The 11,635-nt window shown below is 65.3% G+C and carries 7 protein-coding genes; 5 read left to right on the forward strand and 2 right to left on the reverse strand.

Annotated elements, in window-relative coordinates; genetic code table 11:
• Positions 1-67: 67 nt before the first annotated feature.
• Both BGP02_RS00080 and BGP02_RS00085 read right to left on the reverse strand, forming a co-directional pair.
• Complete coding sequence (locus tag BGP02_RS00080; protein ID WP_286797058.1) at positions 68-484, reverse strand: DUF2946 domain-containing protein; 417 nt, start codon at positions 482-484, stop codon at positions 68-70.
• 163 nt (positions 485-647) lie between these two features.
• A complete protein-coding gene (locus BGP02_RS00085; protein WP_286797060.1) occupies positions 648-1,595 on the reverse strand; it encodes a LysR family transcriptional regulator in 948 nt (315 codons plus the stop codon).
• Between the two features lie 115 nt (positions 1,596-1,710).
• On the opposite strand from BGP02_RS00085, the gene BGP02_RS00090 reads away from it, so the two are divergent.
• The 5 genes from BGP02_RS00090 (at position 1,711) to BGP02_RS00110 (ending at position 11,631) form a co-directional block, all read left to right on the forward strand.
• The gene (locus tag BGP02_RS00090) at positions 1,711-2,985 is read left to right on the forward strand and encodes an MFS transporter (RefSeq protein ID WP_502688455.1); all 1,275 of its coding nucleotides are present in this window, start codon (positions 1,711-1,713) and stop codon (positions 2,983-2,985) included.
• A 259-nt stretch (positions 2,986-3,244) separates the two neighbouring features.
• Positions 3,245-3,517, forward strand: a complete 273-nt coding sequence (locus BGP02_RS00095) for a hypothetical protein (protein ID WP_261938963.1) — start codon at positions 3,245-3,247, stop codon at positions 3,515-3,517.
• Positions 3,518-4,085: 568 nt separating this feature from the next.
• Positions 4,086-6,899 carry a bifunctional glycoside hydrolase/polysaccharide deacetylase family protein gene (locus tag BGP02_RS00100; RefSeq protein ID WP_286797062.1) on the forward strand — a complete coding sequence of 938 codons (2,814 nt, stop codon included), beginning with the start codon at positions 4,086-4,088 and terminating at the stop codon, positions 6,897-6,899.
• Between the two features lie 37 nt (positions 6,900-6,936).
• Positions 6,937-11,055: a tetratricopeptide repeat protein gene (locus BGP02_RS00105; RefSeq protein ID WP_286797064.1), complete on the forward strand. Its 4,119-nt coding sequence runs from the start codon at positions 6,937-6,939 to the stop codon at positions 11,053-11,055.
• A 30-nt stretch (positions 11,056-11,085) separates the two neighbouring features.
• On the forward strand, positions 11,086-11,631 hold the full coding sequence (locus tag BGP02_RS00110; RefSeq protein WP_268567470.1) for a penicillin-binding protein activator LpoB: 546 nt from the start codon (positions 11,086-11,088) through the stop codon (positions 11,629-11,631).
• Positions 11,632-11,635 lie beyond the last annotated feature (4 nt).

Below are 11,635 nucleotides of genomic sequence, written 5' to 3' on the forward strand. Positions count from 1 at the left end.
CGATGAGCGAATGACGACCGGCAGGCCAATGCATTGCAATGGCTTGCCGGGCAAGAAAAGGCGTCAATCAGGAACGGTGCGGCGGGGCCCGGGCGGGCGGAATGTAGGCGAGCGGACGGGGTTGCGGCGCGACGGTCGACGCCGGACCGGCCCGGGCGATCCAGACAAACGACACCGCACTGGCGTGCGGCGGCATGACCAGCGGCGGGTGGTTCGCGAGCAACGAGCAATAGCCGCAGGCGTCACCGTGCCCGCCATGATCGGCGGCTGGTGCGTGATGCGTGTCCGCGTGCGAATCGTCGTGCGCGATGGGTGGCACGACCGACTGCGTCAATCCGTCTGCGGTACAAAAGGCCGCATCGATCTGCGAAACGCTCGCGCGGTGCGCGGCCAGCCATTGGCTCACGATCGGCACGCAAAGCGCCAGGCACATGGCAGTCAAGCCAAGCCATGCGCTGAAACGTTTGCGTGAGCGAGTGAGCATCGTTGTGAAAGGCCGATTTTCGGTCCGCCGGGATGGCCGAATCTGGAATTTGCCCGGATCGTATCACGAATGCGTCGCATTCGCTAAAAGGTGGGCTTCCGATATATCGAACGCCGCTTCGCCACTTGTCCGCCATCGACACCGAAAGTGGCGACGACGAATTTCATGATGTCTTGCGTCGCTTGCGTGTGGGCGTGGCGGGCGCCAGCCGGACTTCATCCTCTGCCAGTCTCTCCGCCAACGCGTCGCGCATCAACGCGACTGGGCGAGCAAGTCGGCTCGGCAACGCGCCGTGCACGAGCCAGACGTTGAGCCCGCTTCGGAACTCAGGCACGTCGAGGACTTGCAGCGCCTTGGCATGCACGCTGCGTGCAATCACTTCGGGGGGGGCCAGTCCTACGCCGAGGCCTCGCGCGACCAGCGACAACTGCAACTCCGAGCCGAACGCTTCCACCGCGACGTTGAACGGCAATCCGGCCATCGCCATCGCCCTGCCAAGTTCCGAGCGCATGCCGCAGCCATCCTGATTCAGTACCCACGGATGATTCGCAAGATCAGCGAGCGTCGCCGGCTTGTCGGCCAGCCCGAAGGCGCTGGGCGCGACGACCACCATGGACTTGCGCGAGAGAAGCGTCGACGTCACACCTTCGGGCAACGCCACGCTCTCCGGCAGTAGCACGACGGCGGCATCCACCTTTGCCTGCTCGAGACTTTGCAACAGTCCCGGCGACCATGCCGCCGTTACGCGAAGCGTCAGCTTCGGGAAGGTGTTGCGCAGAAAGTCGATGGGTTGTTCCAGCGCAAGCTCGGAGAGAAATGGCGGCACGCCGATGCGGAATTCGCCCGACGGCTCCGTATCGGGCGAGGCAACGGCTTTCAAGTCGTCTACCGCGCGTAACACCGTGCGGGCCAATCCGTACACCTCGCGTCCGGCAGGCGTCGGTTTTAGCGGCTTGCTTTGCCGGTCAAGCAACTCGATGCCCAGCGTCTTCTCCAGATTCTGGACGCGCCGTGTGAGACCGGGTTGCGTGAGGAAGAGCTTCTCCGACGCCCGTGCCATCGATTCGCTTTCAACCACGGCGACGAAAGCCTGCAAGTCATGTGTGTTCAAAACAAACTCGCATAATTAATATAAACATAATTCAATTGTGGCATAACGAACCTGTTCCTACAATCTGCCGAACCGTCACGCCCTGTGACCTTCAGTCATTCATCGGAATCGAAACATGACTCAGCCGGCTACCCCCTGTTCGCGCGATGCCGTCGTCGCGCCCATGCCACCATCGCCAGAGACGCCTGCGACGTTGACCACGCCGTTGACAGTATTTTTCGCCGCCGCGGTCGGCATCGTCATCGTGAATCTGTCGGCAGCGCAACCGCTGACGGGGCCTGTCGGTCGCGCGCTGAAGCTGCCCACGGAGCTTGCCGGTCTGATCGCAATGCTGCCGCAGCTCGGCTACGCGGCGGGTTTGCTACTGCTCGTGCCGCTGTGCGATCTGGTCGAAAATCGCAGGCTCATCTTTCGGACGCTCGCCTGCTGCGCCGTGTTTCTTGCGCTCGCCTCGTTCGCGCATTCGAGGGGCGTGTTCCTCGTGTCGGTGTTCCTGGCGGGCGCGACGTCCAGCGTGATCCAGATGCTCGTGCCGATGGCTGCGTCGATGGCCCCTGAGAGCCGTCGAGGGCGGGCCATCGGAAACGTGATGAGCGGCTTGATGCTGGGCATCCTGCTGTCGCGTCCGCTCGCCAGTCTGATCGCCGGCGCGTGGGGCTGGCGCACGTTTTACGGCGTTGCGGCGTTGGCCAACGCGTTGCTTGCGATCTTGCTGTACGCCCGGTTACCGAATCGCAAACCACAGGCCGGGGCACGGTATCCGGCATTGCTTCGCTCGCTCTGGACGCTTTTGCGCACAGAGCCGGTGCTGCAACGGCGCGCCATGCAGGCGGCGCTCGCGCTCGGCGCATTCAGCGCGTTCTGGACGGCCATCGCACTCCTGCTCGCGCAACCGCCATTTTCGCTTGGAATGCAGGGCATAGCGGTCTTCGCACTGGCTGGCGCCACGGGCGCCATCGTGACACCGCTCGCCGGATATCTGGGTGATCGGGGGCAGGGTCGCACGACGCAGGTCGTCGCCCATCTCGCGATGATTGTCGCCGTGCTGATGCTTGGCGTTGCGGGCGCCGGATGGGGCGGGTTCTCGCCAGCGATGCACCCGGGCCTGGCGCTTGCGCTCCTGGTTGCCGGCGCCGCAACGCTCGACGCCGGCGTCATCACGGACCAGACGCTCGGACGGCGCGCCATCAACCTTATCAATCCGTCGGCGCGCGGCCGGTTGAACGCACTCTTCGTCGGGATCTTCTTCGTCGGCGGCGCGTTTGGCGCGGTGCTCTCGGGGGCCGCGTGGGCGTGGGACGGGTGGCGGGGCGTGTGCGTCGTCGCGCTGGGATTCACGGGCGCGTTGTTCGTCCTCGGCTGCGTGGACCGTGCGGCGGGTCATCACTGATGTGTGACGATGGTTGTGCGCGGAGAGGCGTCCACCGGGCATTCTGAACACCGCCGGCATCGTCGGCACCGCCGCCACGACGAGAAGTCGCACAGTGTCAGGCACCGCCGTCAGCCACATCGATGGCGGCCCGGGCGGTAACGCCAAATTTCCGCGTCAACCTCCGGTTGACACCCATGCTAGGCCAGCCGATGATGCAAAACCGTCGTCATCGGCGGCTCCCGGCTTCGGGCAAGCCCGTCCTACCGGCTCCTGAACTATGTCGCCGGACATGCGCGACCGTTTCGTCATACTTGATTTCGAAGCCATTACCGACGAAAGTGCAACTTGTCTCGTCACCCGTCGTTATGAACCGCTGCAAGGCGCGGCGCTGGCGTTTCTGGAGACGTTCTGGCGCGTGGCGCGGGAGTTGGCCGCCTCGTCCGACGGTCCGACCCGCCGGATCTTCAGCATGGTGGACGCGGCGGGTGAGGCCGGGCGCGGTGCCGGCTCCCATGTGAGCGCACGGCAAACCCTTACCCAATACGGCTGATCGACGATGGCAGCGGTTGCGGACGAACGCGATGCCCATGCGTTCAATTTCGTCAACCCTCCCATAACTGTCTGGGGGACGCTGATGGGACGGTTGCCCTTTAAAGTCCGTAGCTACGGTGAGATGACATCGAATTTTGCGGCGCTGGGCAGCCCAAATGCCACAATCGGCATGCGCACAGTCCTTCGCGGGAAGGACGAATCGGGTCATCTGGAAATCCGTCGCTCAATTCAAGCCGCGCGATCGTCCAGGCTCGAATCCCAGGCATCGTGCTTGAGCGCAGGTATCAGACATCATCCCGTCGTAGATTGCGCTATTGACGCGTACGTGCGACATCGGTCACCGCCCCGGGGGGGGAACTGCGGCCAACGTACCACCACGAACTTTCCCGTTTGACGGTTTCGCCGTCCGGCGGGGAGACTCCGAAGATTGATCAGTGCGTGCGACGCGTGATACGGTCGAACGCAAATCATTGATTGCACACACGCTAATGGCATCGAAGGGACAAGCATTCGCGGCGGAGGCACGGAATTTCCGCGGCGTTTTGGGGAATCGGGGAAGTCGTAATGTGTTCGGCCGTTGGTTGCGCCGTACGCGCGGCATGGTCACCGGTTCGCTGCGGTCGTTCGTCATGCTCACGACGGTGATCCCGGCCGGCATGGCCCTGGCCGCAGCGCCATCGGTAACGCCGACAATGCCCGCCCCGGCGGCCATGGCGCCGTTGTCGTCCGCCGTGCCCGACATCGCGCTTTACTACGGTCGCGACCTGCCGGTCGACGCGCTGCAGTCCTTCGATTGGGTCGTCATCGACCCGACACAAACTTCGGCGCCCGACGCATCGCTCACCCCGCATACCACTTGGTTCGCCCGCCTGGACGCTCGCGACACCGTGCAAACGCCAGAGGCGTTCGTCGACGCGCGCGTCGCGCCGCTCTGGGCGAAAGGCTATCGTAATTTCCTGATCGACGACGGCGCGCCGCTCGTGGCTGATGCCGATAGCGACGCGCGCATCGCCGCGCGCGTGAAAGCCGTGCGCGCCCGTTATGCCGATGCGCGTCTCGTACTGCGAAACCACTTGAGCCTGGCGTCGTCGCTGGCCCCCGCGCTTGCCGGTGTGCTGGCCGACGGGTTGTTGCATCGATACGACGCTCGGGCGATGATTTTCGTCGACACACCGGCCGACGCGCGACAGTCCGCGCTCGACCAGCTCAAAGCGTTGCGCGAGCAATCTCATCTGCCGACGTTTGCGATGGACTACTGCGCGAGCGCGGATGTGGCCTGCCGTCGCGATACGGCGCGCACGCTCAATCAGACAGGCGTGCGTGCGTTCGTCACCGATCCGGACGTTGAGACGGTCGGTGTCGGCCGCATCGAAGTGATGCCGCGCAAAGTGCTGATGGTGCAGGCGCCGGGCGACGGCGAACCCATCGACCTGACGACCGGCGCGCGCGATATTTCGATGCCGCTGAACTACCTCGGTTACGACGTGCAGTATGTCGACGTGAACAAGGGCCCGATGCCGGCCAATGTACGTACCGACCGCTATGCGGGCATCGTCGTATCCATCGATCGCAATGTGAACAATGCCGGCGCGTGGCGACGCTGGCTGCTGGCCCGAATTCATGACGGCATGCGCGTGGCGGTGATCGGACAGTTCGGTTTCCCGATCGATCAGCAGACGGCTCAGGTGTTGGGCCTCGAGCGCGTGGCGGGCACCGTGCCCGGCTCGGTGGTGCCGAGCGTGGTGAGCAAGGCGCCGATGATGGGCTTCGAGATCATGCCGACGCCCGACGTGCGCGACGCCCTCGGCGTGCGCGTGGGACCGACTGGCCAGCCGCTGCTGCGCCTGCAAGCGGGCACCTACACTTACGACATGGCCGGCATGTTGCCGTGGGGCGGCTATACGCTGAACCCCTATGGGGTGACGTCGCTGGCCGGCATCGGGCAGGAGCGCTGGGCGATTCAGCCGATCGATTTCCTGCGCCAGGCGTTGGCGCTGCCGCAGATGCCGGTGCCCGACGTGACCACCGAGAACGGCCGCCGACTGATGTTCGTGCACGTCGACGGCGACGGCTTCGCCTCGCGCGCGGAATTCCCGGGGGTCGACTACGGTTCGATGGCGCTGTATGAACAGATCTATACGAAGTATCCTGTGCCCACGACGCTGTCGGTGATCGAGGGCGAGGTCGGCGCGAAGGGGCTGTATCCGAAGATTTCGCCGCGTCTAGAAGAGATTGCTCGCAAGATGTTCGCACTGCCGAACGTCGAGATCGGCACGCACACCTTCTCGCACCCGTTTAATCTTGAGCAGATCAACCAGACCACCGGCGAGCGTATCACTGGCAAGGCGAACAAGGAGTGGGGCGGAGACGATGCCTTCTCGCTCGACATCCCCAACTACAAGTTCAACCTCGATCGCGAGATCCAGGGGTCGATCGACTATATCAACGGGCGTCTTGCGCCCCCGGGCAAGAAGGTCGTGGTGCTGCAATGGCCGGGCGATGCGCAGGCCCCCGCGATTGCGATTCGCAAGGCATGGGCCGCGGGCGTGCTGTCGATCAACGGCGGCGACACGATCATCACGAAGACGAACAACAGCTGGACCAACATCGCACCGTACGGCGTAGAAAAGGGCAGCCTGCCGACCGAGTTCCAGGTGTATGCCGCCGTGATGGACGAAAACGTCTACACGAACGACTGGCTCGGGCCCTACTACGGCTACACGCGCGTGCTTGAAACGTTCGCCATGACCGACAAGCCGATTCGCTTCAAGGCAGTGAACCTTTACTACCACATGTACTCGGGCACGAAGGTCGCATCGCTCAATGCGCTCAAGGAGGTCTATAACGCGGTGCTCAAGCAGCCCGTGTTCCCGATCTTCACCACGGAATACATCCGCCGCGTGCTGGACTGGCGTCGCGTGACCGTGGCGCGCGAGGTGGCCGCCGACGGCACCACGCGCTGGCGCGTGCGCAGCGGTGCCGATTTGCGCGAAATGCGCTGGCCGGGCGCGGGTGTGCCGGTCATGGGGACGTCCGATGACGTCGCGGGCTATCTGCCGGGGCCGGGCGGGCTGTACATCCACATGGGGGGCGACACCGCTGAGTTCTCGATCGCCCCGAAGGGCGCTGAGCGCACACCGCACATCGACGAAGCCGCCGGGTTCATCCGCGACTTCCAGCGCACCGGGCGCAACCTGTCGTTCCGCTTTGGCGGCTACTACAAGCCGTTCGTGAGCGTGGCCAATGCCGCCGGTTGTCGCATCAGCGTCGACGGTGTGGCCAAGGGGCGTGCCGATGGCGCGGGTCGCCTTCGCGCCGAGGTCTCCGGCGTTGCCGAGAAGCCGGTCGTCATGCATACCGTGGGGGTCGACTGTGACTGACGCCGCTCGCCCCGATCCCGACAGGATTGCCGACTCAGTGACTGGAAAACCGTTCGACAGGCGCGAACGGCTGAGCGCGCCGTGGCTGACGGTCGCGATCGGCGCAGGCATCGTGCTCGCGCTTGCCGCGGCTCACCCGAGCGACGACGACCAGACGCGCGCGCTCGCCGCGCAACCGCCGAGCGAACTGTCGGTGGCCTATCTCGAAGCGTGGCTGCGCATTGAACCCGGCGCGCCCCGTTATCTCGATCTGCTCGGCCAACAATATCTGGGGCTGGGCCGTTGGGACGACGCGATGGGTGTCGCGAAGACGCTGCGCGGCATGTCCGACGAGCCAGACCGCCGTCGCGGCATTCTGCTCGCGCTGGCGGCCACGGAGCAGCGGGCGTACGAAGTGCCCGCCGACGATCCGCGTCGCGCCGAGCGCATGGCGCGATACGTGGAACTGCTCGACGCAACGTCGCAGTACCAGTGGGACGTGCCGACGCTGCGCATGCTGGCGGAAAAGGCCCGGCTGGCAGGTGCCCAGAATTTGATGCTGCGCGACTACCGCCTGCTGGCGGCCGCCGATGCCAAGAACGCCGCGCAATGGCAGGAGAAGCTGGCGGACGCCGCCTTCGCTCACGCCGCGTATGACGATGCCGCCAATGCCTATTTCGCCGCGCAAGACGCGGCAACCACGCGCGACGATCGCCGTCGCCTGTTCCTCGCGGGCATCCGCGTGCTCGTGTCGGCGAACCAGATTTCGCGCGCATGTGCGGAAGGCGAGAAACGCGTGGGTGAACTGGCCAACGATCCGGTAACCCTGCGATATCTGCTCGATGTCGCTCGTCAGGCGGGCCGCCCGGACCTGATGACGAAATACGCGCGGGCACTCACGCAACTGTCGAGCCTGGTGCCGCCGTCGCGCGGGGCGCATGTGCAGCTCGCCGGCTGGTTGCCGGGGGTGACCGCCGATGGCCGCGGGCTCGACGGCGCCGGTCGTGCGCATCTGCGCTATCTCGATGGCCCGGAAGGCGTGCGCGCACGCGAGCGCATGGACGCGTATCGCATCGTTCGTGTCGCCGATGTGGGCTTGGCCCGTGGCGCGAGTGCGGCGGATGCCGCATCGGACGCATCCACCAAAGCGACGAAGGCGGCGAACGCGGACAAGACGTCCAGGCCGGACGCCCCTGGGAAATTCGATTGGCAAGCCGGTACGGCAGCCGCGACGTCGGCTGCGGGCGGTGCCAATGCCAACAGCGTGACGGCGAACGATTACGACGTGGCCTTCAAGGCGTTTGTCGAAGCGCGTCAGCTCGACGACGCCGAGAGGCTCGCGCAGCAGGCGCTGCAACGCAAGCTCGATCCACTCGTCTGGACGCGCCGTCTCGCGCAGGTCGCGCAATGGAACGGGCATCCCTCGGTCGCGCTCACTTACTGGCGCAAGTACGCCGACGCCACGGGCAACGCCGAAGCGTGGCAGAACGTCTATCAGCTTGCGCCGCAGCTCAATGACGATCAGGCCTATCTCGCGGCACAGATCTTCGAGGCCGAGCGCCAGCCGAGCGATCTCAAGCTCAAGGACGATATCGTCAATACCTACGAACGTCTCGGCCGCCCCGACGAGGCGCTGACGTATCTCAAGCGTCATGCGGTGGGCAATCAGCGCCGCGCGCTGCTGGAGCGCGAGGGCGACGTTGCCCAGCGCGTTGGGCAGGACGCCGAGGCGCTGGCGACGTTCGAGACGCTGCAAAAGGAATTCGGTCCGTCGCCGAACTATGCGCTGCGCATTGCCAGCCTGATGTATCAAAAGGGCCAGGTGAAGCCGGCGCTGGCCGAGCTGCGCAAGGTGCGCGACATCGCCGGAACGCTGCCGGACGACGCGCGCTACTGGCGCACGTACGCCGAAGTGGCGCGCCTGGCGCAAAGCGACGAAGACGCCAACTACGCGTATCCGCGCCTGTTGCGCACGGGCAAGGCCGAGGCGCTCGACCTCAATGCGATGACCTACTTCTATCAGGGGTATCCGCTCGATGCCGGCCGTACGGCCGAAGCGGAATTCCGGCAGAACGATTCGGATCTTGCGCTCCAGTCGGCCATCTACTTCTACACGACGGCCCGCGCCTATGATCGGGTGCAGGCCCTGCTCGACGGTCTCGACGCCGAGCAGCGCGATCGCTTCGCCAAGTCGAGCGAACTGCTCTCCACCCGCGCGACCTATTATCAGCAGATTCAGCGTTGGGACGCGGCGCTGGCCGATCTGCGCGCGGCATCCCGCCTGGACAATGCGGGTGACGAAGTGCGGGTTGCCTACCTGTGGGCGCTGGTCGACTATGGCAGCGACGACGCGCTCGGCATGGCGCTGCATGCCTATCGTCCGCTCGTGGCCGGAAACGCCGAATACTGGGGGGCGTACGGGGCCGGTCTGCTACGCCTGGGCAATGCGCGTGAGGCGTTGACGTACTTGCGCCAACAGGCGTCGCTCTCGGACGACGACCCGCTGTGGATGCTCTCGCTCGCCGACGCAGAAGAGGCGGCCGGCGATGCCCATACCGCGTGGCGCATTCGTCGCGGCGCCTGGCGCGATCTGCAAACGCGTGCCCAGACCGGACAACTGCGCATCGCCCCGCGCCGGCGGCCGGGCGCGGTGGTGCAACGCCTTGCGGCGCAGACCTCGGATAACGACGGCGTGCTCGAAGCGCAAGCCGCGCGTGTCACGCTCGCGCAAGTGTTCTCGAATGGCGACACGTCGCGCCAGTTGTTGGCAAATCTGCTGCGCGATGACCGTCGTTCGGCGGACAGCGCCAAGGTCGGCGACTCGCTGCTGGGCGAATCGGCCGAGCTGGCGCCGCTCAAACCCGCCGGCGACGCGACCGACTCGCCGGCGACGCGCGACCCCGCGTTGCTCTCGCGACAGGCAGTGATCAGCGCGACCACGCGCGACGTCGGACTGGCGTGGGCGCTGTCGGGCGAACACTTCGATCTGGCCCGTGCCTGGCTGGCGCGCGAATACGCGAATCGTCTGCTGCGCCCCGCCGATGCGGAGATTGCCCTCGCGCTCGAGAACAACGACCGCGACAAGATGGCGCAACTGCTCGACCGCCGGCAAGGTCGCATGCCGATCGAAAGCGAGGTCGATGCGAACGAACGGCTCGGACGCTCGACCCAGGCCGAGACGCTCGCATGGCGTGCGGCCGACGGCGCACCGAACAACGACGCCGTGCACACGACATTCACGGACACGATCCTGCGTGATCGATCGAATGCGGGCTTCGATCTCTTTTATTCGCGCCAGGCGCCGCTGAGCTATCTGGAGAGTTCGCTGATCGGCAGTCTCAACCTCACCAGCCGCATCGGTGTGACGGTCGAGGCGATCCAGCGCAATCAGCGAACCATCGACACGTCGCAGCTTGCCTGGGTGCCGGCGCATGACCGGATCTTCAACTTCACCGTACGCGATCGCACCGTGGCGCGGGATCTGGCGCTGACGGTCGGGCATCGCAGCGAGTTGAACAGCTTCTTCACCGGACTTGCGTCGGCCGCATTCAACCGCAATACGCCACTGACCACGACGTTCCAGGCTGGCTATAACCAGTTCACCGATATTGCGCCGAACACGCAGGTCGCCGGAACGCGCGACTTCGGCAGTGTGCAGATGCTGTGGGCCGGCGATGGTCGCTGGTACGGTCAGGCGAACGCCGAGTACGACCGTTTTCATGCGCAGGACCGCACGTACCTCGGACGTGGCTGGCGCTTCGGCGGCGAATTGGGGTACAAGCTGCGCATCGACTACCCGGACCTGAACGTCAGGCTCGTGGCCGAGCGCGGCATTTATACGCCGGGCACGGCCACCATCCCGTCGCTCGCCGTGCTGCTGCCGACCGGCACCGCGCCGGTGGCCTCGGAGTTCATGCCGATCACGACGACCCAGTACGGTGTCATGGCCGGCTTCGGACAGGACTATCAGAACGCTTACCGGCGTGCCTGGCGGCCGTATCTCGACGTGGGCTACATTCATGACAGTCAGCAAGGCTGGGGGCCGCAGGTCAACCTGGGCATGGCGGGGTCGGTGCTCGGCAACGATCACGCTCGCGTGTATTACTCGCACGACATCACCAACGGCACCGGTGTTGCCACGACGCAGGTCGGCATCGCGTACCGGCTGTTCTACTGAAATTTCGCATCCGCAAGGGAGAGCAAGACCATGAAGACAATCGTGAGTAAGCTGTGGCGCCGCCTGGCCGGCGCTGCCGTCCTGACCGCGCTGGTGGCGGGCTGTTCGACGATGAATGTCGGCGACGCGCCGAATCTGCCCAAGACGGCCGCCTGGGCGATTCTGCCGATCGCCAATACGACGGAAACGCCGGATGCCGGCCAGCGCGCCGAGAGCATTGCCCAAAGCATTCTGGTCCAGAACGGCTTTACCGATCTGCATCGCTATGTCGGCGATCCGGATGGCGGCGATTCGCTCGTCGGCGGCAACAACGCACAGGCGCGCATGCGTGCCCTGGAATGGGCGCGCAAGACCGGGGCGAAGTACGCGCTCTCGGGGGCTGTGACCGAATGGCGCTACAAGGTCGGTGTCGATGGTGAACCGGTGGCCGGCGTGACGTTCGATGTCATCGATGTCTCGAACGGCAGCGTCGTATGGAGCGCGACCGGCAGCCGCAGCGGTTGGAGCCGTTCGAGCCTGGCCGGCGTCGGTCAGACGTTGATTCGCAATCTGCTGGCACCGCTGGCGCAACGGTAACGGG

It is taken from the genome of Pandoraea sp. 64-18, from assembly GCF_001899225.1.
Classification (GTDB): Bacteria; Pseudomonadota; Gammaproteobacteria; order Burkholderiales; family Burkholderiaceae; genus Pandoraea; species Pandoraea cepalis.

Coding starts and splice junctions, on each gene's coding strand:
- BGP02_RS00080 (WP_286797058.1), bottom strand. CDS start 484: ATGCTCACTCGCTCACGCAAACGTTTCAGCGCATGGCTTGGCTTGACT.
- BGP02_RS00090 (WP_502688455.1), top strand. CDS start 1,711: ATGACTCAGCCGGCTACCCCCTGTTCGCGCGATGCCGTCGTCGCGCCC.
- BGP02_RS00095 (WP_261938963.1), top strand. CDS start 3,245: ATGTCGCCGGACATGCGCGACCGTTTCGTCATACTTGATTTCGAAGCC.
- BGP02_RS00110 (WP_268567470.1), top strand. CDS start 11,086: ATGAAGACAATCGTGAGTAAGCTGTGGCGCCGCCTGGCCGGCGCTGCC.